At 50.0% G+C, this 25,517-nt stretch carries 23 protein-coding genes and 1 pseudogene; 4 read left to right on the plus strand and 20 right to left on the minus strand.

Going from position 1 to position 25,517, the window contains the following annotated elements:
• Positions 1-263: 263 nt before the first annotated feature.
• Positions 264-1,814 (plus strand): PucR family transcriptional regulator, encoded by a 1,551-nt coding sequence (locus FGS84_RS28470; protein ID WP_138311567.1) that lies wholly within the window; start codon positions 264-266, stop codon positions 1,812-1,814.
• A 78-nt stretch (positions 1,815-1,892) separates the two neighbouring features.
• Here FGS84_RS28470 and FGS84_RS28475 read toward each other — a convergent pair whose 3' ends face one another.
• From FGS84_RS28475 to FGS84_RS28550, 16 genes are all read right to left on the minus strand, one after another.
• The gene (locus FGS84_RS28475) at positions 1,893-3,488 is read right to left on the minus strand and encodes a hypothetical protein (RefSeq protein ID WP_138311568.1); all 1,596 of its coding nucleotides are present in this window, start codon (positions 3,486-3,488) and stop codon (positions 1,893-1,895) included.
• Between the two features lie 252 nt (positions 3,489-3,740).
• Positions 3,741-5,393, minus strand: coding sequence for a D-alanyl-D-alanine carboxypeptidase family protein (locus tag FGS84_RS28480; RefSeq protein ID WP_138311569.1), 1,653 nt, complete (start codon positions 5,391-5,393; stop codon positions 3,741-3,743).
• A 291-nt stretch (positions 5,394-5,684) separates the two neighbouring features.
• A complete protein-coding gene (locus tag FGS84_RS28485; protein WP_138311570.1) occupies positions 5,685-6,719 on the minus strand; it encodes an NUDIX domain-containing protein in 1,035 nt (344 codons plus the stop codon).
• A gap of 103 nt (positions 6,720-6,822) precedes the next feature.
• Positions 6,823-8,277 carry an IMP dehydrogenase gene (gene guaB / locus FGS84_RS28490; protein ID WP_027643718.1) on the minus strand — a complete coding sequence of 485 codons (1,455 nt, stop codon included), beginning with the start codon at positions 8,275-8,277 and terminating at the stop codon, positions 6,823-6,825.
• Between the two features lie 280 nt (positions 8,278-8,557).
• Positions 8,558-9,475, minus strand: a complete 918-nt coding sequence (locus tag FGS84_RS28495) for an AEC family transporter (protein WP_138311571.1) — start codon at positions 9,473-9,475, stop codon at positions 8,558-8,560.
• A gap of 1 nt (position 9,476) precedes the next feature.
• Complete coding sequence (locus FGS84_RS28500) at positions 9,477-10,871, minus strand: FAD-binding oxidoreductase (RefSeq protein ID WP_138311588.1); 1,395 nt, start codon at positions 10,869-10,871, stop codon at positions 9,477-9,479.
• Positions 10,871-12,061, minus strand: a complete 1,191-nt coding sequence (locus FGS84_RS28505; protein ID WP_138311572.1) for an electron transfer flavoprotein subunit alpha — start codon at positions 12,059-12,061, stop codon at positions 10,871-10,873. The genes FGS84_RS28500 and FGS84_RS28505 overlap by 1 nt, the downstream gene beginning before the upstream one ends.
• A gap of 26 nt (positions 12,062-12,087) precedes the next feature.
• Positions 12,088-12,876, minus strand: coding sequence for an electron transfer flavoprotein subunit beta/FixA family protein (locus FGS84_RS28510; protein ID WP_138311573.1), 789 nt, complete (start codon positions 12,874-12,876; stop codon positions 12,088-12,090).
• A 95-nt stretch (positions 12,877-12,971) separates the two neighbouring features.
• Entirely contained in the window at positions 12,972-13,883 is a 912-nt protein-coding gene (locus FGS84_RS28515) for a dihydrodipicolinate synthase family protein (RefSeq protein WP_138311574.1), read from the minus strand.
• A gap of 217 nt (positions 13,884-14,100) precedes the next feature.
• The gene (locus FGS84_RS28520; RefSeq protein ID WP_138311575.1) at positions 14,101-14,811 is read right to left on the minus strand and encodes an ABC transporter ATP-binding protein; all 711 of its coding nucleotides are present in this window, start codon (positions 14,809-14,811) and stop codon (positions 14,101-14,103) included.
• A 14-nt stretch (positions 14,812-14,825) separates the two neighbouring features.
• The gene (locus FGS84_RS28525) at positions 14,826-15,608 is read right to left on the minus strand and encodes an ABC transporter ATP-binding protein (protein WP_330640788.1); all 783 of its coding nucleotides are present in this window, start codon (positions 15,606-15,608) and stop codon (positions 14,826-14,828) included.
• Between the two features lie 4 nt (positions 15,609-15,612).
• Positions 15,613-16,599, minus strand: a complete 987-nt coding sequence (locus tag FGS84_RS28530; RefSeq protein ID WP_138311577.1) for a branched-chain amino acid ABC transporter permease — start codon at positions 16,597-16,599, stop codon at positions 15,613-15,615.
• Between the two features lie 15 nt (positions 16,600-16,614).
• Positions 16,615-17,484, minus strand: coding sequence for a branched-chain amino acid ABC transporter permease (locus tag FGS84_RS28535; protein WP_330640787.1), 870 nt, complete (start codon positions 17,482-17,484; stop codon positions 16,615-16,617).
• 77 nt (positions 17,485-17,561) lie between these two features.
• Entirely contained in the window at positions 17,562-18,767 is a 1,206-nt protein-coding gene (locus FGS84_RS28540) for an ABC transporter substrate-binding protein (RefSeq protein WP_138311578.1), read from the minus strand.
• A 39-nt stretch (positions 18,768-18,806) separates the two neighbouring features.
• The gene (locus FGS84_RS28545) at positions 18,807-19,886 is read right to left on the minus strand and encodes an iron-containing alcohol dehydrogenase (RefSeq protein WP_138311579.1); all 1,080 of its coding nucleotides are present in this window, start codon (positions 19,884-19,886) and stop codon (positions 18,807-18,809) included.
• Between the two features lie 220 nt (positions 19,887-20,106).
• A complete protein-coding gene (locus FGS84_RS28550) occupies positions 20,107-20,757 on the minus strand; it encodes a GntR family transcriptional regulator (protein ID WP_138311580.1) in 651 nt (216 codons plus the stop codon).
• 237 nt (positions 20,758-20,994) lie between these two features.
• On the opposite strand from FGS84_RS28550, the gene FGS84_RS28555 reads away from it, so the two are divergent.
• Positions 20,995-21,240, plus strand: coding sequence for a polya polymerase (locus FGS84_RS28555; RefSeq protein ID WP_138311581.1), 246 nt, complete (start codon positions 20,995-20,997; stop codon positions 21,238-21,240).
• A 104-nt stretch (positions 21,241-21,344) separates the two neighbouring features.
• On the opposite strand, the gene FGS84_RS28560 is transcribed toward FGS84_RS28555, so the two are convergent.
• Positions 21,345-21,842, minus strand: coding sequence for a DUF6106 family protein (locus tag FGS84_RS28560; protein WP_138311582.1), 498 nt, complete (start codon positions 21,840-21,842; stop codon positions 21,345-21,347).
• A 47-nt stretch (positions 21,843-21,889) separates the two neighbouring features.
• A complete protein-coding gene (locus tag FGS84_RS28565) occupies positions 21,890-22,342 on the minus strand; it encodes an iron dependent repressor, metal binding and dimerization domain protein (RefSeq protein ID WP_138311583.1) in 453 nt (150 codons plus the stop codon).
• Positions 22,343-22,416: 74 nt separating this feature from the next.
• Here FGS84_RS28565 and FGS84_RS28570 point away from each other — a divergent pair, with 74 nt between their 5' ends.
• Both FGS84_RS28570 and FGS84_RS28575 read left to right on the plus strand, forming a co-directional pair.
• Positions 22,417-22,704, plus strand: coding sequence for a FeoA family protein (locus tag FGS84_RS28570; protein ID WP_138311584.1), 288 nt, complete (start codon positions 22,417-22,419; stop codon positions 22,702-22,704).
• Between the two features lie 94 nt (positions 22,705-22,798).
• A pseudogene (locus FGS84_RS28575) lies at positions 22,799-24,220 on the plus strand (ferrous iron transporter B); the annotation flags it as partial.
• A 239-nt stretch (positions 24,221-24,459) separates the two neighbouring features.
• On the opposite strand, the gene FGS84_RS28580 reads toward FGS84_RS28575, so the two are convergent.
• Together FGS84_RS28580 and FGS84_RS28585 are read right to left on the minus strand one after the other, a co-directional pair.
• Entirely contained in the window at positions 24,460-24,669 is a 210-nt protein-coding gene (locus FGS84_RS28580; protein ID WP_138311586.1) for a hypothetical protein, read from the minus strand.
• Between the two features lie 218 nt (positions 24,670-24,887).
• On the minus strand, positions 24,888-25,283 hold the full coding sequence (locus FGS84_RS28585; protein WP_138311587.1) for a type II toxin-antitoxin system PemK/MazF family toxin: 396 nt from the start codon (positions 25,281-25,283) through the stop codon (positions 24,888-24,890).
• Positions 25,284-25,517 lie beyond the last annotated feature (234 nt).

Consider the following 25,517-nt stretch of genomic DNA (forward strand, 5'->3'; position numbering starts at 1 on the left):
TCCTCATTGTATGTTCTGCTCTTTGCAGGTTCTGTATTTGTATCTCAACTATAGCACCGGGGTACTGTAATCCACAATGTACGATGGTCAAAAGCGCCTGCCTTGTTTTTGGAAAATTGCCCAATTTTTCAAAAAAATCCCCCCTCCTTTTTATAATCCATTACTCAATTCTTGGTTGCAAGACCAATTTTTTTCTCCTATAATATAGATATTGTTCCACACGGCACACATGATACAATGTAAGTAAAAAGGAGTCCCCATTTATGGATGTCACACTGAATATGATACTGGATTATATTGCAAAAGAAGAGGTAATCACCCTGGACCACATCCATACCCATGTGGGATTCTCTGATATCCGGGTGTATTATCCCGGTATACATGCCAATCCCTCCTATCTGTACTACCATGAGTCTCCTGCCTTCCAGCCGCCGGACGCATTCGAGGCCTGCTGCTTTGTCCATCCCATCAGGGAAACCCAGGAAGCCTCGGCTCATCATCACAAATGTATTCTGTGTCTGTGCGAGGGCGGAAAATTACTGGAATTGCTGCAGGATTGTTTTCTGACCTACCGCAGCTGGTATGTGGATATGAACCGGAAAATCTTAGAAGGAGGAAGCCTCCAGGAACTGATTGACATCAGCCAGAAAATCATTACCAATCCCATTGTTATAGACGACGCTGGATTCCGGATTCTGGCCTTTAACCAGGAACGCATGTCCCAATTGGACGATTATGAATCCACCTTCCAGGTAACCCACCGTTACCACTCAGCTTCCTATGTGGCCTCCATTACTTCCAATCCTATATTTCTGCGGAACCTGAAAAACAGGCACAAACCCTTTATCCACCACTATGACTTTCTGCCGCATCCAAGTATTTATGCGCCCATATTCTTTCAGGAAAAACTGATTGGCTTTCTCACCATCATCGGCCACTACATGGACCTGACTCAGGGTATGCTGGATTTCGCAGGTATTTTAGTGGAACTTCTGTCACGGGCAATGGGGTATTCAGGCGTGACTCCTTACCGCAACAGCCCAGAAGATAACATTCTCCTGCGCCTTATTAAGGGAGAGGGATATGATGCCCAGATTGATGCTGTCTTTCTGGAAAAGGCAGGCGTCACTCCGGACAATCTCTACTATATTGCACTCCTGCGTTTTGTACCTCATCTGGATGTCCTCATAAGCATCCAGCAAAGGCTTATCCAGGCTTTGGAACATCTTCTGAAAAGTAAGGTCCTGGCAGATAATGACACCATTCTGATACTGGTACAGGATAAGCGGGTTCCCTATGCCCAGTTTTCCGGTATAATAGACGAATTCAGCAGAGCAAATGGATTTGTAGTGGGATTGAGCCTTCCCTTCCGCGGAGTGGAAAACGCTTCCTACTTTTACCGCCAGGCTGCCTGCTGCCTGACATGGTGCCAGTCAAAAGACTTTCCCGGGACACGATGCTTCTTCTACGGCCGCTTTGTGCTCTATGATGTCCTGTCCCATTTCGGTACGTCTGCTGAACTGGCTGCCATCAAACACCCTGCCCTGGCTATACTGGAATCCCATGACCAGAATAAAGTAGGTGAATTAAAAAAGACAATGGAGGTTTTTCTTGACTGCGGCAACGATGTGCTGAAGGCGGCCCGTCAGCTAAACATACATAAAAACTCCCTGTACTACCGCCTGGCCAAAATTTCAGAAATGACAGGAATTGATTTTGACAACAGCGCTGTCTGTTCCCACTTATGCCTCTCCCTATCCATTGAAAGGATGCAGGAAATTTCCACGTCATCCACTGTGTTGGAGATTACATAAAATGATTTCAATAAAGCAGGCCATTACTAAAAAATCCCTTGAGAGCCCGGTAAGCTCCCAAGGGATTTCGTTTTATATTCAGTTCTCTCCTGCAATCTCCGTCACATAAGGCTGATTCCAGTAAAACGCCGCACCATGGAATTTCAGCGTTACCTCTGTGTCGCCTTCATCGTAAAAGACCCGGAAACCGCTGAGGTTTCCCTTCTCATCAAAGTCATACCTCTCATTTTCCCATCCGCTCCACCTTAATTTTCTCTGGCAAATCAGGCCCCTCAGCGCCAGGTCCTTATCCTCATCCACCGCCTTCACATCGATGTAAACTGCCAGTCTCTCTGTCGTCTTAAGATTCCCCTTCACATCCTCTGTCTCTTGTATCTGGGGCTCCTTCATCCTGGTAATGCCAAGGATTCGCACAGAACCGTCTTCCCACGGAATATCCAGGTTCAATTCTTCATAATCCTCCGGTATAGGCAGCGTGACAGGCTGGGATTCCACTCTGTTTAAAAACGTGACTCCGGGTATATGAATCTGAAAAGGCCCATTCTGCTCCTCCTTGGGTACGCCGAACAGGCATCTGATACGCCGTCCATATTGTTTTATATCGGACAGCCGGTAATGTCCCAGATTATCCCAATAGGGATTGGCCGTCAGCTCCCTGATTGAATATTGTTTCCCGTTGCCGGATATGGTGGGCATATCAATCTCCTGACGCATGGGATTGTAGCCAATGATGACAGACCGCTCACGGTCCTCGTTGTACACATACCAGGATATCAGGATTCCCTCATCTACCCGCTCACCCATGCTGATAATGGAAGTACCGTCATGGGTGTCCAGACTCCCCTGTTCCTGTTGCGCTAATTCTTCCAAAGTCCCATATTCAGGCACACGCTTCAGGCCAAATTCCAGCGGTTTTTCAAAATCAAGAACCTGCAGCGCGTAACCGGACAAATTATCTCCTGATTCAGGAGCAGATGGCAGCTCAAACCTTGCTTCGATGATATAACGCCGGCGGCCATATGCCTCAATGTAAGCAGGATAACTATAATACCCTGACTCCAGGGGCTTAATTCCAGCTTCCGGAATACCGGGACCTGTAAGGAACAGCCCTTGCCCTGATTTCCATAACTCATCCTGGTATTTCTCAGAAACAACCATACTTCCGTCACTTAATGTATGATACAGACCATCCGCAGGAGGCTCCCCGCCTGCCGGGATTTTCTGTAGTTCCGAATCATCATCCAGAACCATGCTTACAAGCAGTTCCTGCTTTTGATGGAGGGCGGATGTCAGGGATATTGTCTTTTCTTTTTGGGGCATTTTTGATACAATCACAGTATCCAGTTCGTAAATCGGATATTCCGATTGGATAATTCCGTATTTTCCGGCAAACTGATACGGCAGAGCGGAAACCAGGCCTTCTTCTGCTTCCGGCTCCCGTACCGCCTCCTGTACCGGCTCCGTTCCACTCCCCGGTCCATGCCCCTTCTCTGTCCCATGCTTATTCTCTGAACCACGCTCGCGCTCCGGCTCATGGGTCAGCTCCGTGCTGATACCTGGCTCCGGTGAAGCCTCCGGCGTTCCACCGGCTGGTTTTCCGCTTGTCCGGCAGCCGGACAGCAAAACACACAGCAGGCCTGCTGTCATAAAAACAGCTGCAGTATTTTTCTTCATGGCAGTCCTCCTCTCTCCAACATAATCCACATACATTTACCTATTTTTATCTTTGCAGAACATCTGCCTGCATTCCCATGTTATTCCTCTGTTTCAGCCTTTATATCCGGACCACCGTGTCATAGGGCGGCCGGAACAATATGATACCAATGTATTTATTATACCGGAATACGGTATAAAAGAAAAGGCGCAAAGTATACTACTTCACACCTTTCCGTTCTAAATTTCATCTTCAGCAAATCCCGGCATTGCTTACTGCACCCAGGCCCCGCTCTCATCCACCCGCGACCCGTCCGGTGTTGTGGTGTTGGTCAGCATAGCACCGTCCGCACCCAGATAAAACCACTGTCCGTTTTCTTCAACCTTCTCCCACTGGTTCTTGGCCATGGCTCCATTGGAGCGCAGGAAATACCATTTTCCATCTACCTGACGCCAGCCCTTGGCCATATATGTGTTGGAATCAATCCAGTAAGAAACACCGTCTGCCGTAATCCATTCATTAGCAGCCTTGGCCCCATTGTCCTTTACATAGTACCATCCGCTGCTGTCCTGGACCCATCCCCTGGCTGAGGTTGTTCCCGGACCGGCATTTCCTGTACCGGAAGAACCGCCCGGCGTACCTGTGCCGTTTGAACTGCTTGTGTTATCTGCATTTCCTGCACTTCCCCCGCTTAAAGCACCTGCCTTCACCAGTTCATATCCGTAATCGAACAAGGCCTTGGTATCCGTATAATGGGTTGACTTGCTCTTCATGATAACGGCAATCAGTCTGACCCCGTCCTTCTCCACTGCGGTCACCAGGGTATTTCCCGCTTTGGATGTATAACCGGTCTTTCCTCCAATGACCCCCGGATAATATCTGGCATCGTTGGGATTCAGCATCTTGTGGCCCATTGTCACGGTCAGGCCGGAAGGATTCTTTATGGTAGCAGGCAGTGCGTATGTACGTGTGGACGCCACTGTCTTTACCACATCATTCTGGAATGCCGCCCTTGCAATCAGCGCCATATCATGGGGCGTGGTGTAATGATTGGAATCATTGAGACCATGTGGATTGGTAAAATGTGTATTGGTGCATCCTAAGGCCGCTGCCTTGGCGTTCATCATGTCCGCAAACTTAGCATTGCTGCCGGCCACATGCTCCGCAAGGGCATTTCCCACCTCATTGGCTGATTTGAGGAGCAGGGCGTAAAGACACTGCCGTACAGTCATCACATCTCCTGCCGTCATATTGATGGACACGGCACCCGATTCCAGGTTGGTGGTGGCTGTTGCTGAAAATGTGACCTTGTCATCCAGATTACAGTTCTCCGCCACCAGCAGTGCTGTCATCAGCTTGGTGATACTGGCGGGATAGAACTGCTTGTCTCCATTCTTGTAATACAGGACGGTTCCCGTGGCAGCATCCATTAGTACAGCTCCCTCTGATGCTATCTCCGGCTTCTGCACGGAAGCAGCCGCTGTCTGGTCAAAGGTTCCGGCAGCAGAGCCTGCTGTCTCTCCTCCCGGCGATACTGCTCCCCCGCTGTTTCCGCCGGCTGTCTGTCCTGCCGGCGGATTACCGGATGGGGACGGACTGCCGGATGGGGATGGGCTGCCGGATGGGGATGGGCTGCCGGTTGAAGACGGACTCCCGGTTGAAGACGGACTCCCGGAAGTAGACGGACTCCCGGAAGTAGACGGTCCGTCTGATGAAATGACCGCCCCACCACTGCCGGATTCCGGGCCTGGCCCATGGGACGATACAGTCCCCTGGCCGGAGGTCTGGTCCCCTGACTGGAAGGAAGATACCTGGCTTTCCTCCAAAGGCGTGATGGTTGCTGGATTAGCTGACGCTGCCGTACTCATAAGCAGGGTACAGCTGGTACATATACATAAAAATGATTTCCATTTCCTAAGTCTCATAATATCTCTCCCATATTGCAGGCACTCATTTTTTGTGAACAAAACTAGAGATATTATATCATACTTCCAGGTTACAAAAAACATCTATTTCTGACGATAAACTTACGATAAATATATTTTTTCTTTAATTGCGCAGACAAGTATTTTTTCTTACCATCCCCCTTCCTCTATACTGCTATACCATTTGCTGCCGTTCCTTATGCTGTCTTTCCATATCCCCCCCCCCCCCCCAGGCCAGAATGCATTCCGGAAATGCCCCAAAGCATTCCATCAACACCCCCTGGTTCACTGTCATCCCCGCTGTTTCCCGCTCAGATACCGTTCAAGCATTTCAAGCTCATCCAGGTAAATGCAGTTGGGTATCCTGTGATGTCTTACCGCCTCAATGCACTCGCCAAGCTCCATCCACATGACGCTCTCCACCTCTTCTTTTTGAAGCATGAGATGTTCTGCATCCACTGGTTTCCTGTACACATATACGGCGCTGACCTCGCTGTCCTTAAACATCCTTCCGTAAAATATCTCTTCCATATATCCCTTGTGGCAGCCTGCAAACTCCAGGTCCTCCTCCCCAGCCTCAATTCCCAGCTCCTCCTTCAGTTCCCTGACAGCGGACGGCAGGAAATCATCTCCGGCCTGGACATGGCCTGCTGAAGAAATATCATAACAGCCCGGATAGGAATCCTTGCACTGGCTCCGCTTCTGCAGCAGAAGGTCGTATATTTTATCCTCATTCTCCCTTACAATCCATATATGGGCCGTTCCGTGAGGGACCCCGTCCATATGGACCAGGCTCCGTTCCCGGACCACTCCTGTCCTCTTCCCGTCCTCATCCAGCACATCGAACAGCTCCATCTGTTTCCCGTTCAGGGCGGCCTCCGTCAGACGGTCCCCTTTATATGCCAGTTTCAGTGAAAAGAAGGGTACCTCCTCATTCAACAGCTTAAAAAAGATTTTATCCCCCTCCCACAGATTCAGGGACAGCACGTCCTCCTTCTTCACCCACTCCAGCGCTCCCTCGCTGCAGGCTGTCATGTTTCCCTCATATTTGTCCGCAGTGTACAGACACATGTATTCTGTCTCCCAGCCCTCTGCAATGAATGTAACCAGTCCCCTGAACCGCCAGGAGGTAAGGGTAAGGCCGGTTTCTTCCTTCACCTCCCTGAGCAGACAGTCCTCCGGGCTCTCATCCCCTTCGAAATGCCCGCCAACCCCAATCCATTTATCCTTATTCACATCGTTCTTCTTGCTGATTCTGTGGAGCATCAGATACGCCCCCTCATGTTCGATATAACACAGTGTGGTTAATCTGCTTTTTTGTTCCATTTCCCCGTCCTCCCGTTCCCATATAAAATACCCGCCGGAGTTCTTCCGACGGGTATCATTATAAACCAATTCTTCCTGCGCTTCAATCACCAGGCACTCTTTCCTATTCCTCAATGGAATAGTTGGGAGCCTCCTTGGTAATGTGGATATCATGAGGATGGCTCTCCTTTAAGGATGCAGCGGAAATCTTAATGAACTGCGCTGTCTCCTGAAGGGTGGTGATATCCTGGGCGCCGCAGTAGCCCATACCGGAACGCAGGCCGCCTAAGAGCTGGAATACAGTATCCTCCACCATTCCCTTGTAAGCCACGCGTCCCTCCACGCCTTCGGGAACCAGCTTCTTTGCGTCTGTCTGGAAATAGCGGTCCTTGCTTCCGTTTTCCATGGCGGCAATGGAACCCATGCCGCGGTATACCTTATATTTACGTCCCTGGTACAGCTCAAAGGTACCCGGGCTCTCATCGCATCCCGCAAAGATGCTTCCCATCATACATACGCTGCCGCCTGCGGCAATGGCTTTTGTCACATCGCCGGAGTACTTGATTCCTCCGTCGGCAATAATGGGCACGCCGTACTCCTTGGCAACGCTGTAGCAGTTCATCACAGCCGTAATCTGCGGTACGCCGATGCCTGCCACCACGCGGGTGGTACAGATGGAACCAGGTCCGATACCCACCTTGACGGAATCAGCCCCGGCCTCAATCAATGCCCTGGTAGCTTCTGCCGTGGCCACATTTCCGGCCACCACCTGAAGGTCCGGATACGCCTCCTTAATCATCTTCACGCAGCGGATAACATTGGCTGAATGGCCATGGGCTGAATCCAGGACCACCACGTCCACCTTTGCCTCCACCAGCGCGCCTACGCGGTCCAGCACATTGGCGGTGATGCCTACGGCAGCGCCGCACAAAAGGCGTCCCTGTTCGTCCTTTGCGGACAATGGGTACTTAATCTGCTTCTCAATGTCCTTGATGGTAATAAGGCCTTTCAGGTTGAACTCGTCATCCACGATTGGCAGCTTCTCCACCCTTGCCTTGGCCAGGATGGCCTTTGCTTCCTTTAATGTAACGCCCTCCCTGGCAGTAACCAGATTCTTGGTGGTCATGCACTCCTTGATGGGGCGGTCAAAGTCTTCCTCAAACTTCAGGTCACGGTTGGTAATGATGCCCACCAGCTTTTTGCCCTCTGTAATGGGCACACCGGATATGCGGAATTTTGCCATCAGGTCATTGGCATCCTTAAGGGTGTGCTCCGGCGAAAGGAAAAATGGGTCTGTGATGACACCATTCTCAGAACGCTTTACCCGGTCCACTTCCTCTGCCTGGGCTTCAATGGACATATTCTTATGAATAATACCGATACCTCCCTGCCTGGCCATGGCAATGGCCATACGGTGCTCTGTAACCGTATCCATGCCGGCGCTCATCAGCGGGATGTTCAGTTTAATCTTTTTGGTCAAATGTGTGGTCAGGTCTACCTGGTTGGGAATCACTTCTGAAAATGCCGGTACCAGAAGCACATCATCAAAGGTTATGCCTTCGCCGATAATTGTACCCATTATAAATTTCCTCTCTTTCTGCGTGTTTGGTTTGATATGTTTGTCAGAATATTGATAGTCCGCGAACGGTCCGTTTCTTATTAGTATCTTATACTAGCAAATTTTATCTGGCTTGTCAAACCAAAACAGGGAGAAATATTCATTGATTTTACTAATAGGGTTCCATCAGCCGTCCTAATATCCCCCCGCAGCACTGTCCCGGGAACAGCAACTCCGGGAACACCGCCGCCAGGAGCAGCACCGCCAGAAGCACTCCCCGGGAACACCGCCCCCGGGAACATCACAGCCAGGTAGCCAGCCACACCATAAGAGGCACCGTAACAATGGACAATATGGTGGTCATGGCAAAGACCTGGGACGCATACACCTCATCCCGCCCGTACTGCAGGGAAAACAGGATGCCGATGGCGGCCGCAGGACAGGAGGCAGCCAGTACCCCTGTCATCCTCACCACCTCAGGCAGGAAAAGGAAACGGCTGGCCAGGATGAACAGGACCGGTATGAGTACCAGCCTGTACAGGGACAGCCGGAACACCTTGGGAGCCCTGATGACTCCTGCCAAATCCGTTCCCGCCATGGACACCCCGGCCACCAGCATGGCCAGAGGCGTATTCATATCCGCCAGCATTTCCATGGGCCTTAGCACCACATAGGGAAGCTTCCATCTCATAATAAACAGGGACAGGCCGATCATGACACCGGCAATGCCGGGGGACACCAGGCGTTTCCATGAAAAACAGTAATCACTGCTGTTCATGATATATACACCATGGCTGTACACCAGAAGGTTGAAGATAGCCGCAAAGGCATTGATGTAAAATACCCCCTCCTGGCCAAAGACACCGTATGCCAGCGGAATCCCTATGAATCCGCAGTTGGGGTACATACACGAAAACCGGGCCACCACGTAATCGTAATCCCTGCTCTTTCTGACAATCCAGGTGGGAACCAAAATGGAGATAGCAAAGCTGACAATTCCCAAAAGGAGGGAACCATACAGTCCCCTGACTGTGTCTGCCGTAAATTTCGTCTGAAAGGAGGAAATAATCAGGGCAGGCGTCACCACCTTCAGTATGACCGCGGACAGAGTCTTGCTCTTTTCATGGTCAATGACTCCGAAACGGCTGCACAGAATACCTGCGGATATGATGACAAACATTACTGCAATCTGTCTCAGGGTAGTACAGGCCAGCTCCATATCAGATAACCTTATCCGGGTTCAGAACCAGATTGGGGTCAAAGGCCTTTTTAATCCGCCTCATCAGGCCAATCTGCACATCCCCCAGCTGTTCATTCAGATACGCCCTCTTGGCATATCCGATGCCGTGCTCCCCTGACACTGCTCCCCCATACTCCCTGGCCTTTGCGTACATCATCTCAAATCCAAGGCCCAGCTTTTCCTTCCATTCATCCTCTGCCAGTTCATCCCTGCAGAGATACACGTGGAGGTTTCCGTCGCCTGCATGGCCAAAGCTTGGAATCCGCAGATTCAGTTTTCTTGCAACTTCATGGGTGAATTTGATAAAATCCGCCACCCGGTCCCTGGGCACCACCACATCGCACTCATCCATCTGGGTGGTGGAAGCCTTGATTGCTTCCAGAAATGCTCCTCTGGCGTTCCACACACTCTGTTTTCGCTCCTCCGTATCCACGATGAACACGTCCACTGCCCCATGGTCCAGACATAGGTCTGCCACCTCCCGGTATTCCGCCTGCACCTGCTCTGCATTTCTTCCGTCAAATGTAAGCAGGATATAGGCATCATTTCTGGTATCCGGGAACCGTTTGCCCAGGTATTCCTCTGCAAACAGAATGGTCCCCCGTTCCATGAACTCAATGGCTGTTGCCTGTATCTGCGCCTCCACAATCACCGGCACCATCTCAATGGCCTGCTCCATATCCGGAAACGGCACAAGCAGGCTCACTGTCTTACCCGGAAGCGGAACCAGCTTAAGCACGGCCTGGGTGATGATGCCCAGCGTGCCCTCGGAGCCAATCATCAGGTTCAGCAGACTGTAGCCGGAACTGTTCTTTACTGTTTTTCCGCCGAACTCCACCACCTGGCCGGTGGGAAGCACCACTGTCAGCGCCCGCACGTAGTCCCTTGTGACACCGTATTTTACAGCCCGCATCCCTCCTGCGTTGGTGCTTATATTGCCTCCAATGGTTGCTGATTTCTCCCCCGGGTCCGGCGGATAAAAAAGCCCGTTTTCCTCTACATACTGGGCCAGGTCCATTAATAGCACACCCGGTTCCACTGTCACTGTAAGGTTCTTCCGGTCCAGCTCCAGGATATGGTTCATCTGCGTTGTCTCCAGCATAATGCCGCCGTGGATGGCCACAGCCGCCCCCACCAGGCCGGTGCCGGAGCCTCTGGTCACCACGGGAATTCCCTGTCCATTGGCGTAAGCCATGATATCCGAAACCTCCCTGGTGGACAATACCCGTACAAGGGCCTCGGGAGCACACTCCACGCCTCCCAGCTCGTCGTGGCTGTAATCCTCGCTTATATCCGGGCCGGTCAGGACCCGTTCATCCTCTGTCACCCTTTTTAAATAAGCGATGTCCTGTTCATCCAGTTTCCTGTATCCCATCATACACCCTCCTTAACCGTCTTAAGCAGCCGTGGAAGAATCTCATACCAGTCCCCCACAAAGCCGATGTTTGCAATATCAAAAATCGGGGCTTTCCTGTCCTTATTAATGGCAATGATGCAGTCAGCTCCCCTCATTCCCGCTGCAAACTGTACGGACCCGGATATGCCCACGGTAATGATGAGCTTTGGCTTCACGGTCCTGCCGCTGAGGCCAATCTGACGCCTGGGGTCAAACCAGCCGCATTCAATCAGGGGCCTGGTGCAGGCTGTCTGGGCATCCAGGGCAGAGGCCAGTTCCCTTATCATCTCCAAATCTGCCTGGCTTTTCACACCCCTTCCGGCAGCCACAATCACCTCTGCCTCGGATATGTCAATCTCCTTTGGCTTGTGTATGATTTCCTCCACCCTGATTCTCCGGTCAATCATGTCATCCGTCACCTCCATGGACTGGATGACGCCCGTTGGTTCCTCCGTCACAGAGGGAGCAGAGAAAATTTTATACCGCACCGTACAGAACTGGGGCCGGTTCCTGGGAGTCACAATCTGGGCCATAATATTTCCCCCAAAGGCCGGGCGAATCTGCACCAGGTCCGTGTTTTCCTTCATTTCCAGAACCGTACAGTCTGCTGTGAGTCCGGTACGAAACCGCGCCGCCACCCTGGGCGCCAGGGAACGTCCTGCATTGGTGGCTCCCACCAGAATGGACGAGGGCCTGATTCTGGTTATGAAATCAGCAAATACATTGGCATATGTAAGGACGGAAAAATGCTCCAGCTCCTTCCTGTCATACACAAAGACCCGGTCCACGCCGTATGCCAGCAGTTCTTTTGCCTTTGCTCCCACATCATGCCCCATAAAAAGCGCATACACCGGATGCCCTGTGACCGCTGCCAGTTCCCTGGCCTTTCCAATCAGCTCCAGCGTCACCGGATGGATGTCCTTTCCGTTGTATTCCACGTACACGGCAACCGCCCGCCATTCATCCTTATTCATTTCCTGTTCCCGGGACTCCAGATATTCCACCGCCCCGGCGGGACCCTTTTTCACACACAGCCTGCACATTCTGCAGCCGGAGTCAATCTCCACCCTTCCGTCCTTACAGCTGATGGCGCCAAAGGGGCATATGTCAATGAGCTGCCGGATTCCCTCTTCATCCAGCCGTTCCTGATGAATCTTCAGTTCAGCCACAATCCTCTCTCCTTTCTGTCCTACAACTATATAAACTTTGCCTCTTTCAGCACATGGTACATCTTATCAGCCAGCTCACCGGGGATACCGTCGAATATTTCCCTGTACTCACGTTTCTCAGGCGGGAATATGCGCTCCACCTGGGTGGGCGAACCGGACAATCCGTAGTGGTTTTCATCCCGGTCCTCCAGGTCCGGCAGGGTAAATTCCCTCAGATAACCCTCCGGCAGCTCCTTTTCCCGTTTGTAGGAGGGAAGCCTTGGCGTATTCACATCCTTATCCAGTGTAATCAGACACGGCAAATCCATGGTCTGTATCTGTTCATATCCGTCCATATTTATGCGCACCCGTATCCATCCCGGCCCTGTTTCCCTGATTTCCAGCACATTGGAAGCATGGGGTATTCCCAGCCACTGGGCAACCTCCGGCCCCACCTGCGCCGTGTCCCCGTCTGTGGTCTGTTTGCCGCAGAGAATCAGGTCATACTCCCCCATTCTGCGTATGCCCTGGGATAAGGTATAGCTGGTAGCCACCACGTCCGCGCCCGCGAATTTCCTGTCGCTGATAAGGCCCGCGCGGTCAGCCCCCATGCACATGCATTCCTTTAATGCCTCCTTTGCCTGTCCCGGCCCCATGGTGATGACATCCACTGTGCCTCCCTGCTGCTCCTTCATCTCCAGGGCAGATTCCATTGCATAAAGGTCGTACGGATTTAACTTTGACTGGGTCCCGTCCCGCTTCAGTACTCCGGTCACCGGGTCCACTTCCACATTGGCGGTGTCCGGCACCTGCTTAACGCAAACAATACATTTCATAAATCCCTCTCCTTAAAAAATCGGTGCATGTATCACCTGTTTCCAATACATGCACCGATATCATAAATGACCGTACCCTATTACATTTTCGTCAATTACTCCATGTCTGCAAGTAATTTCTCGATTTTCTTCTTGTTGGCGTCATCCAGCTCGCCAAGCGGCTTGCGCGGCAGACCTACATCCAGGCCCTGTGCCTGTAATGTATACTTGCAGATTTCCTGCCAGTGGGGAACTCCGTTGACCTTATCATAGAAGAAGTAATCTATGTATGGCTGGATGTTGTTCTGGGCTGCAATGGCTGCGTCCACGTCCTTTGCAAAGCAGGCATCCTGGAGTCTGCGGCACTGCTTCGGAAGCACGGCCGGGAATCCTGACAGCCAGCCGTCCGCTCCGGCCAGGAGGCCTTCCATGGCAGCGTAGTCATGTCCGTAGAATACAGTCAGGTCATCCTTGCAGTGGAACTTCAGTTCATGTACCCTGTTGGGGTCGCCGTGGGCTGCCTTGATGCACTGTATGGTTCCGTCATCCACCAGCTCCTTGACCTCCTGCACGCTCAGCTCGTAGCCGGCAAACCATGGATTGTTGTAAACCATGATTTCAATATCCAGCGCATCCCTTAAATCCCTGAAATGCTGCATAACTGCCTTTTTATGCGGATTCAGGTAGAATGGAAGGATAACCATGACACAGTCGGCGCCGTGGTCCTGTGCGAACTTGCTCATCTTAATGGTATTTAAGGTATCGTATCTGCCGGTACCGCATACCAGAGGAACCTGGCCGCCTAAGAAACCGGATACGTGCTCGATGATTTCCCTCTGCTCTTCCATATTCATGGCAATGTTCTCACCGGTGCTTCCGCAGATGGAGATGGACTGTGCGCCATTGTCCAGCAGCCAGGTCAGGTACTTCTCCATACCCTTCTTGTTGTAAGTCTGGTCTGCATTCCAGATGGTCATGGATGCCGGGCAGATACCGTAAGGTTTCTTGATTGTGTCTTTTACTTTCATAGCTTTCTCCCTTTCCCCCAAGTTACACTTGGAATAAAAAATTTGTTTTGTGTTAATATGTAATATTAAATTAAAAATAAAAAATTAAATATTTTTAATTATTATTTTGCCTGATTCTAAATTAGCACATCTTTCGTTCAATGTCAACAAAAAAATTAAATATTTTTTATTTTCTTGTTCACCTTCCACAACAGCAGGATAAAGGCAGCACACCCCTTTATCCGCCCAGATAGGATTTTTTAATGGTATCGCTTCTGGCCAGCTCTTCGCTGGAGGCTGTAATCACCATGCGTCCGTTTTCCAGCACGTAACAGCGGCTGGACACCTCCAGGGCCATGAAGGCGTTCTGCTCCACAATCAGGATTGGCAGATGCTTCTCCTTATTGATTCTTAAAAAAATATCAAACATATCGTCCACAATCACGGGAGCCAGTCCCAGGGACGGTTCGTCACACATCAGAAGCTTGGGGTCCCCCATCAGTCCCCTGGCTATGGCTAACATCTGCTGTTCGCCGCCGCTCAGCGACCCTGCTTTCTGCCCCCTTCTCTCCTTAAGGCGCGGAAATAAGTCATACATCTCCTCAATCTTTGCATTCATTTCCTTTTTGGAGCGCTTTATGCTGTAGCTTCCCATCTCCAGGTTTTCCAGAACTGTCATGTTGGAAAAAATTTCTCTTCCTTCCGGAATCTGCACCACCCCGGTTCTGGTTATGCTGTGTGTGGGCAGGTTGGTTATATCCTGACCGTTAAACTCCACATTGCCCTTTTTTACCTTCACCCAGCCCACAATACAGTTCATGAGCGTGGTCTTTCCAGCGCCGTTTGACCCGATGATGGAAATAATTTCGTCATCGCCTATTTCAAGGGAAATATCATGCAATGCACAGACATCGCCGTAATAAGCGTCAATCCCATTGACTTTTAACATAAGAATCCCTCCGATTATCTGGAATCCTGCTCCACATACCGGCTGCCCAGGTATGCGCGGATAACCTCTTCATTGCTCTGTACTTCCTTTGGCGTGCCCTCTGCTATCATGCGCCCGAAGCTCAGCACTGTTATGTAGTCGCTGATTTTCATGACCACATCCATGTTGTGCTCAATCATGAAGAACGAGTACCCGTCCTCATATGCTTTATAGATAACCTCTACCAGTTCGGCGCGCTCCGACGGATTAAGGCCGGCCGCAGGCTCATCCAGCAGAATCAGTTTAGGGTCATTCATCATGGCCCTTCCAATCTCCGATATCTTCTGACGCCCATAGGGCAGATTCTTCATCAGGGAGCCTCTCAGGTCATACATACCGATGCGCTTCAGAACCTCCTCGGCCTTTTCCTTAAGCCTCATTTCCTCCGCCCGGGCGCCTCTGATATCAAAGATTCCACGCATCATGCCCATGGGCGCCTGCTGGTGTCCCCCCACCATTACATTCTCCAGCAGGGTCATGGTCGGAAATACCTTTATATTCTGGAAGGTTCTGCCGATTCCCTGCCTGGCAATATCGTGGGTGGTCATGCCGGTAATGTCTTTTCCCGCAAATTCCACCTTGCCTGATGTCAGGGGCAGTACTCCTGTAATCAGGTTTACGGTGGTGGTCTTGCCTGCTCCGTTTGGTCCAATCAGGGCGTGGATGGTGTGCTCCTTCATGTCGATGCTGACATTGTCAACCGCCACAAGGCCCTGGAATTTTTTTGTGATTTCCGTCACTTTCAACAGACTTGCCATTCTCTTATTCACCGCCTTCTGCATAGCTCTTTCCGCTGATTCTCTGATACATCTTCATGAACAGACCTGTTGCCGCGCTCACCCAGCCGTCCGGGAAGAAAATCGCTCCCAGCAGAATGATGGAACAGAATACAATTTGATAGTAATTGCCCAGAAAACGCAGCATTTCCGGAAGAATGGTGACAATGGCAGAACCAAAGATGGTTCCCACCACGGACCCCAGTCCTCCCACCATCAGCATGACCACATAGTTGGTGGACAGGTCCAGATTAAAGGTGGATGGATTGATGTAACCCATATAGTGGGCATACATGGCTCCTGCCACGGTGCCGAATATGGAGGCCACGGTAAACGCCTTAATCTTGCAGGACGCAATGTCCACGCCGCTCATCTCCACTGCCTCCACATTGTCCCGCAGGGATTTGAAAATTCTCCCCCACTTGGAGTAAGCAATGCGCCAGGCAATAAAAAAGGCAATGGCGGTAAATACCAGAAACAGGTAATACATTTCCTTCTGGCTTTGAATCTGGAAACTTCCAATATTATAGGGCCTTATATTGCGGATACCCTGGGTGCCTCCTGTGAATTTCGGCGTATTGGAAATCAGCAGACGCACCACCTCCCCGAATCCAATGGTGGTCAGGGACAGGTACACACCCCTGACTCTCAGGCTGGGATATCCCAGTCCCCTGCCGATGAGGATTCCCATGATTACCGCCACAATCAGACCCAGCCAGGGCGTCAGATTCGTGTATCTGGTAAACAGGGCCGAGGAATAGGCTCCCAGCGCAAAGATTCCCGCTGTGCCCAGATTCATCTGACCGGTCAGGCCAGTGATGAAATTCAGGCCTAAAACCACGATGATATTGATGAGTACGCGGTTAAGGACCATCATATAGTAATCATTTTTAATGAACAGCGGCAGAAAAGCGCCAATCACAAGGGCTCCAACAGCAAAATGCAGTGATTTAAGTTTCAGTTTCATCTTCATCTTCCCTTACTCCTTTCACGCTTTCTTGCCTAAGAATCCGCTGGGATGTACCAGCAGGAATATGATTAACAGGACAAATGACACAATATCTTTGTATACAGCCGGAAGAACCACCACCGCCAGGTTTTCCACCACGCCGATGAACAGACCGCCCAGGATGGCGCCCGGCAGATATCCGAATCCTCCGATGACTCCGGCTGAAAAGCCTTTAAGGCCTATGCTGGCCGCCATGGTGGTGGATATGTTGAACAAGGGTATGATTAACATTCCTATAACGCTGCATATGATGGCGCTGACCGCTGTTGTCACGCAGATATTCTGGGCCACATTGATGCCCATCAGGGCAGCTGCCTTCTTATTCTGGGCCACACAGCGCATGGCCTTGCCTATTTTCGTAAAATTCATAAACAGCTGAAGGGCTGCCACCACCAGGATAGCCACCACGCATATGATGACATTGGCCTTTGTGACCATAAGCGTACCAATCTTAATGGTTCCGCTGAGCCAGTTCTCTATGGTAAAGGGAACGGGACCATATATAAGGCGGATGGCCTCTGCCAGAATCCGGCCCAGCATCATGGTTCCCATGACGGCAAAGATATTGGAACGCATGTGCCGCAGCGGATTAAAGATGCCGGAAGCGATTACAGAGCCCAGGATTCCCATGAGCATGAAAGTCAGCACAATGGCCAGTGGCTTGTTCATGTTGAACTTGATGATGAAGGTGGCGGCAAAAATATACGCCCCTACGGTGATGATTTTATCATGGCTGAAGTTAAGCAGTCCTGTGGAATTCCATATCAGGGTATACTCGATGGCAACCAGGGCATAGATGAATCCCATGGCAATACCGCTTATCAGTAGCTGAAGTATAGTGCCCATCATTTACCTCCTTTTCGTCATGACAGGGACCGGATTTGGATTCAGGCCAGGTCCGGCCCCTGTCCTCTATCAGTCAGAAACTATTCCACAGAAACAGCCTTGATGAACTTCGGAACCTTGTTCTCAATCTGTGCCACATTGATGTTGTGGACCAAGTCATTGTTCTCATCGCAGGTAATGACTCCCACCGGCACATTTAAATCCTTAAGTCCCTTGACCGCTTCCATAACAGCCTTGCGGTCCGTTGTCCCTGCTGCTTTGATTCCCTCCAGAAGGGCCACTGCACCGCCGTAATAGGATGCTGCGTATAATTCCGGTTCAATCTCATACTTTTTCTCAAAATTTTCCTTAAAGGAAACAAGGGTTGGGTCGTCGCTGGTGGACACATAATCCGTCACTCCGTACCATCCTTCTATGTACTCTGCCTTGCACATGTCAATTACCTGCTGCATGGTAACGCCCGGAGACGACACTACCTTTACATCCAGTCCCAGCTCGTATATCTGACGTGCATGAATGGCCAGCTCGGCGTCGTGAGTCCATATAATAACCGTGTCCACGCCTGCATCCTTCATCTTCATGACCTGAGGCGTAAAGTCCTTGTCTCCCGTGTTATGTCCTTCTTCCACATACTCCATTCCGTTGTCCGCGCAGTACTGCTTGATAACACCCTCTGCGCCTGTTCCAAAGTCGTCATTGTTAAAGAACAGTCCCAGCTTCTTGCAGCCAAGCTCCTTTGCGTAGGCTGCCGCTGCCTCTGCGAAAATACTGTCGGAAGCCCTGCAGCGGAACAGATAATCATTGTCCAGGGTACTGATTTGCGGTGTGGTTCCGCCTGTGAAGGTGGCCACCCCTGCCTGCTTTACCACTGCTTCAACTGCCAGTGCATTGGTGCTTCTGTGGGGACCAACAATACCCACCACGCCTTCGCCAATCAGCTTATTGGCACAGGTCACGGCCATGTCCTGGAGTGTCTGGTCATCCACAATGGTCAGCTCTATCTGCTTTCCATTGATTCCTCCGGCTGCATTGTACTCATCCACAGCCATCTGCACTCCCTGGTTCATGCGCTCCCCGTTCAGCGGATTATCCCCTGTCATCATGGAAATAAGGCCAATCTTAATGACATCGCCCTCATCCGCAGAAGCCTCCCCGCCGGAACCTGCCTGGGTATCCCCTGCCTGGGAACCTGCGCTGCCGGAAGACGCCCCCTGCTGTCCTCCGCACGCTGCCAGTGACAAAGCCAAGCTTACACTTAACGCAATTGCTGCCCATTTCTTTAACATAATACCTTCTCCTTTACTTTTTATTTTTACTTTTTTTAGTTACATAATATACTTAAAGCCATCCCGGATTTGTTCCAGAAGTTCCATGTCATCGGGAATCGTTACCCGGTGCACATATGCAATCAGCTCCTCCAGTCCCTCTTCCGGCACCCCCGCTTCCCTTATGCTGACAGGTATCCCTGCCTCCCTGAGAAATGCCTTCAGTTCTTCAATTTCTTCCTCCGGTCTTCCGTTGACAGCCAGCTGGAGGGGCAGGGCCATGGCGACGATTTCCCCGTGAAGATAGTTTTTTCTCACGTCCTTGTGCATATAGCAGACCGCGTCATAAAAATTATGTGCAACAGCCAGCTGCTTGCCTCCTGTGGACAGGTCCGATACCATGCCTGTCAGCATGATATTCATGTTCACCATGTCGTCTATGAGCATGCTGTCCTTCTTGTCATCGAAATCCTTAAGGGCCTGTCTGGTATCCCTCATATATTTACTGTAGGTGAAATCCGCAATCTTTGTGGCTATCTCCGAGGTGGCAATCATGCCTTCGTCCTTCAGGTGGGACATGGTGAAGCTGAATTCCGGTTTCTTCGCCATGGCGTCCACAATGCCCGACACAAAATAACGCCTTGGACAATCATTGACCACCAAATCCATGTCCACGATAACCCCGCTGATTTCATGGTTCAGGAAACCGCTGTGGTCCACATTCCCGTCCTCGCCGTATACCACATACAGCACAGCGTAAGCCGCACATGTGGCTGCGGATGTGGGTATGGTAAAGATGCTGGCGCCTGCCATGTCTCCGGCTGCCTTGGCAATGTCTATGATGCGGCCGCCCCCGATTCCTGCCACAATTTCAGCCCCTGATTCCCTGACCCTGGCAGCCACCTCCCCGAAACTCTTCTCAGTGGAAGGTCCCTCAAATATCTCCCACTGGAATGTAATTCCGGCCTGCCTCAGACTTTCCTCCAGCACCTGGCAGGTCTTCCCCCTCACCACCTGGTCCCCATACAGCAGGTAAGCCTTCTTACCGAAACATACCATCTCCTCTCCCGCGCGCTTAAGTGCGCCGTGGCACTGGATATAACGTCCAGCTCCTACCTGAATGTGTTTACCTTCAAACATCTTTGTCCTCTCCTTTTAACGCAATTTTTAATTTGTTATGGCAAAATAATAAATTAAAAATTAAAATTTTTTATTTGAGAGTACACTTTATCAAACTAAGTGCCGGGCAGCCCATGAACGCATGATATAAATGCATGAAACATGGATTGCCTGATTCTTAGCTTAACCGCAAGCTTTATAATTCGATTATTGTTTTAATTACATCCGTTACTGCTTCTTCTTACTGCTTCTGGTTGGTGATGATGTAAAATATGTTGTTTATATGGCCGGCAATCATCTGCTCAGACTGCTCCACATCCTTATTCCTTAAATATTCCAACAGCTTATAATGGTCATCCACCGTGGAACGGAAATTCCTGTTTCGCAGCGGCAGCACAAGGTAATTGGCCACCAGGAACTGTCCCTGTATCCTCTTATACAGCTCCGATAAGTACTCATTCCTTGCCCCGGATACCAGGACCCGGTGAAATCTCAGGTCTGTCTTGGACAGTTCCAGGAAATCCCCCTTATCCAGATACTCCTCACACTTTTTGGCGCAAATCTCCAACTGGTCAATCAATGAGGATGGGTCTCCGGCCTCAGAAAGGAAATGCTCAATGGCATGCTTTTCAATCATCAGCCTTACATCGCAGATATTCTTAATCTGGTTCTGGTCAAAGGTGGGGACCACCACACGCCCGTTGCTGAGCTTTTCCAGGACTCCGTCATTGACCAAAAGCTTCACCGCCTGAACCACCGGCGTCCTGCTGACTTCATACTTCTCGCATAAAACGTCAAGTGAGATAGCGTCATCCATCTTGTATTCACCGAGGATAAAACTATCAATAATCTGGTCATAGATAATCTTATCTAAATTCTTTTTTACCCTCATCTCAACAGCTCCTTTGCTCGTACTATCATTATAAAGGATAAAATGAAATAATGCAATATTAAATTTTTAATTTTTAATTTATTTTTGTGGCTAATACACATCCGCCCCCTGTTTATTTCGTTTATGTTTAGTCAATTTGCGAATTGTTATCTTTATTTCCCATTGATATACTGGTTATATTCTATAAACAAAGTGCTGCGCTGCGCAGTACAAGCCAACAGAACGGAGGGTTCTTGTATGAAACTGGAAAATATCTCAGATGTAAAAGCATTTTTTGAAGCAGTGGACCAGTGTAAGGGAAAAATCGAGCTGGTATCCCAGGAAGGCGACCGGATTAACCTTAAGTCAAAGCTGACCCAATATCTCTCCATTGCCAATATGTGTTCCAACGGATACATCAAGGAGCTGGAGTTAGTGGTGCATGAAAAGGAGGACATGGACCGTCTGATTGAATTCATGCTGAGCGGCGAAAACCTGAAATAGGGCACACAATAGGGCACACAATGGCCAAACATAATACGGGCCGCCGGGGCAGCTGATTTGCTGTCCCCGACGGCCCGTTTTCTCCCAGCCAGACGTATATGACATTACATCACAAGCTTGCGCGGAAATGTCCTGCGCATGGCTCCTATCATTCTCTCATTGGGTTCAAACAGTACCTTGAAATGGTCCGGTCCCTTCTGATATATGAGGGCATACACCTTGGCATCCCGCATGCCTGATGAAAAATCCTTTATCTTCATGCCCTGCTTCTCATAATCCTTAAGCACAAAGGAATCAGCCGGAGCCACAATCTGGATGTCGTCCTTCTCACAGTCAAATATCTTTTTTCTCTTTGCCTTTCCCAAGATACGGTCCACCGACAGGCCGCCTTCCGCAAACAGATATTCAAATTCCACGCTCAGGTTCAGAAACACAAAATAGGTGGCCGCACCTGCTATGGTCATGACAATTACGCCAAACACGGTCTGAAGTGCGGAAAGCACGGAGAAAATACAGACCGCAATCATTAAAATCTTTACAGGAACAGCATATGCCGGAGATTTTCTCTTCACAAGCCACTCTACATAGTTATCATCGTTCATAATGTCTCTCCTTTTATCATTTTGCATATTACACATTATACAATACTTTATCCCATATTTCCAGTAATATCATTCTTATGCCGCAGGAAAGAGAGGGTCTGCTCCATATTTTCCACAGTCCTGTGATTGATGAAATGCTCAATTTTCTCCACCAGCTCCAGTTCATCCTCCGTGTGGTTAAGGGCGCAGAAAAAGTCCTGAAGCACCTGGTGCCGGTGCAGAAGGTATCTGCCCTCCTGGTATCCCTTATCCGTCATCATGATGGAGCCGTACTTTTTAAAATCAATATACCCGGCTTTTCTCAGATTATCCAGCATCTTTGAGGCGGATGAGGGTCTTACATGAAGGCTGGCAGCCAGGGAGCTGACACGGATGGGTTCCCCCTCTTCCTCCATTCTGCACACCATCTCCAGATAATCCTCCATGGATGAGGTCATTTCCTCGGAACCGGAGCGCTCATATCCTTTCATGGTATAGAATCCATCTTTTTCAGTAACCAAAGTGTCCCTCCTGCAATACTATATGAGTAAGAAAAAGTTTCCCTATCCTAAATCTATTGCGAGGTATTGTAATTATGAAAGAATTTCTAAGTTTGAACGATATAAAACCCGGGAACCGGGCGCGGGTAAAAGAGCTTACTTCCACAGGCAGCATCCGCAGACGTCTCCTGGATATCGGCCTGGTGGAAAACACGGAGGTGGAATGCCTGGGGCAAAGCCCTCTGGGCGACCCATGCGCCTACCTGATCCGGGGTGCTGTCATCGCCATCCGGTCAGAGGACTGCCGCGGGATTCTGGTCCAGCCCTGCACTGGCTTCAGCCAACAGGAAGCAATGGAGGGCTGCACCAGCACCAGCCTGTGAGCCGCCCCCAAAAACTGCGGATTTAAGAAACATCATCTGATTCCGGTCAGATGCAGAATTGCCTAATATAAAAAAAGAAAAAAGGAGTATTAAAATGGGTCTGACCAAACAATCCGTCGGAATGGGAGCTGTGGATTCCGGACTGGAGATAAAAAAACAGACACCTGACGATAAAATAATCGCCATAGCAGGCAACCCCAACGTAGGTAAAAGCACCCTTTTCAACAATCTCACAGGAATGAACCAGCATACCGGGAACTGGCCGGGAAAAACCGTGACCAATGCCCAGGGCTACTGTAAGACAAAGGAACACAGCTATGTGCTGGTGGACATTCCCGGCACCTATTCCCTTATGGCCCACTCCGCCGAGGAGGAAGTGGCCCGCAACTTCATCTGTTTTGGCGGAAGCGACGGGGTTGTGGTTGTATGTGACGCCACCTGTCTGGAGCGCAACTTAAACCTGGTGCTGCAGACCATGGAAATATCGGACCGCGTCCTGGTATGTGTAAACCTGATGGATGAAGCTGTCCGCAAGAATATTACCATCGACCTGAAGGGACTGTCTGAAAAGCTGGGCGTACCGGTGGCCGGCACAATTGCCAGAAAAAAGCGCAGCCTTGACCAGCTGATGAAACAGCTGGATGACCTGGTGGAAGGTACCCGGACCGCCTCCCCCTATCAGGTGGAGTACTCTCCTATCATTGAACAGGCCATTGCCATGGCGGAGCCTGCTGTAAAGGACAGGGTGGAGGGAAAGGTCAATTCCCGCTGGCTTACCTTAAAGCTCCTGGACAGTGACCCGTCCCTCATGAAGGAATTAAGGGAATATCTGGGTGAGGACATACTGGATGTACCCGAGGTAAACCTTGCCCTGTCGCAGGCCAGAGAACATCTGGTCAAATACGGCATTACCAATGAAATCCTGAAAGACCGCATTGTGGCTGCCCTGGTGGCGTCAGCGGAAAAAATATGCCGTGATACGGTCCAGTTCCACAAAAGCGGCTACAACGAAGGGGACCGGAAACTGGATAAGATTCTGACCAGCCGGTTCACAGGCTATCCTGTCATGATAGGCATGCTGGCCGTGGTATTCTGGCTGACCATCACAGGAGCCAATTACCCCTCCCAGATGCTGGCGGACGCCCTGTTCCGTCTCCAGGACCAGCTCACCAAAGCCTTCATGGCCATGGGCGCGCCCCAATGGCTTCACGGTCTGCTGATACTGGGCGTTTACCGTGTCCTGGCCTGGGTTGTCTCGGTCATGCTGCCGCCTATGGCTATCTTCTTCCCCCTGTTTACCCTGCTGGAGGATTCGGGTTACCTTCCCAGGATTGCCTATAATCTGGATAAACCCTTTAAGAGCTGCCATGCCTGCGGCAAACAGGCTTTGACCATGTGTATGGGATTCGGGTGCAACGCGGCGGGCATCGTGGGCTGCCGTATCATTGATTCCCCCAGGGAACGGCTCATCGCCATGATAACCAATAACTTTGTGCCCTGCAACGGAAGGTTTCCGCCACCATACAAAGGGAAACAAAATTGTTCCTCGGCGCTGACAATGAAGAAACAGCCGAATTAACTGTACCAATATATGGCTTTGGTGATTGGGCTTTAAAACTGAAGGCCTATCGTAAAGAGAACCATGCCACACAACAGGAGCTTGCACAGCTTATGGGCGTAAAACTTCTTACTCTTCGCAGCTGGGAACAAAAGCAAGCAAAGCCGCCTTACAATATATGGCGGCTTCACAAACACTTATTTGATGATTCCATCAAACTCACGTGATTTTAGGTTATCCAGTATTTTATCAATGACGGCTATTTTTTCATCGGTCGTTAGATTAGAACTGTTTAGCCTGCGTTCCACCACCTCTAAATGGAACTCATTAATTTTATCGGAAAGTGCGTGAAAATCCATTTTGTCAGGAAAATGGACAATAACCTTCTGAACGCAGTTCCTTTTCACTCACGCTCTCCCTTCGATAAATACCAGTCACTTTATGTTATGAAAATATCGGTATGTCCTATTACATCTTATGAAGCTGTTCCAATCTGGCACAGCTTCATTTTTAAGCTATAAGCAAATTATATTTGAGTCCTCCTTCAATAAAGGGTCATATTTAATCGTGCCATATAAAGTCAAAACCATGCCGTTTTATATTAAGATGATTTTTTTCATTTGATTTACATTATTACCATACTCTGTTTTTCTCTTTCCTCCAGGAATATCCGGTCAAATTCCGGTTCCACATCCAAACTGATTTTCAAAGATATATTAACTGCTCTCATATCCCTGCTATCCAGGTGGCCTATGTACTCCTTCAATCTCGATTTATCAATAGTACGGACCTGCTCCAGCAGAATCATCGAATTTTTCTGCAAACCATATTTCGTGCTGATTGCCACATGGGTTGGCAATGGATGCTTGTCCATCCGGCTTGTGATAGCAGCAACAATGACGGTGGGACTGTAACGGTTCCCAACATTATTTTGGATGATAAGTACCGGGCGTACCCCTCCCTGTTCACATCCTACTACCGGGCTTAAATCTGCATAATACATATCACCTCTATACATCATCCATACCCCCTTTCTTCTGCTTTTTCCCTTATGATGTTTGTGACCTAATCTACTCCGTACTCTCTTCCTCCCTGCTCAATGCCACATCCATGCAGCCGATTTAAACCGGCGGCTGCATGGTCTGGCATTGAAATCACCTTCTTTCCAACTTTGTTTGTTGCTTCTATTCGACACTACTTCCCGAAGCTTGTCCAGACATTGCATCTGGACAGGGCAGCCAACCCGTCTGCCTGC

It is taken from the genome of Clostridium sp. 1001271st1 H5 (assembly GCF_005845215.1).
Classification (GTDB): Bacteria; Bacillota; Clostridia; order Lachnospirales; family Lachnospiraceae; genus Enterocloster.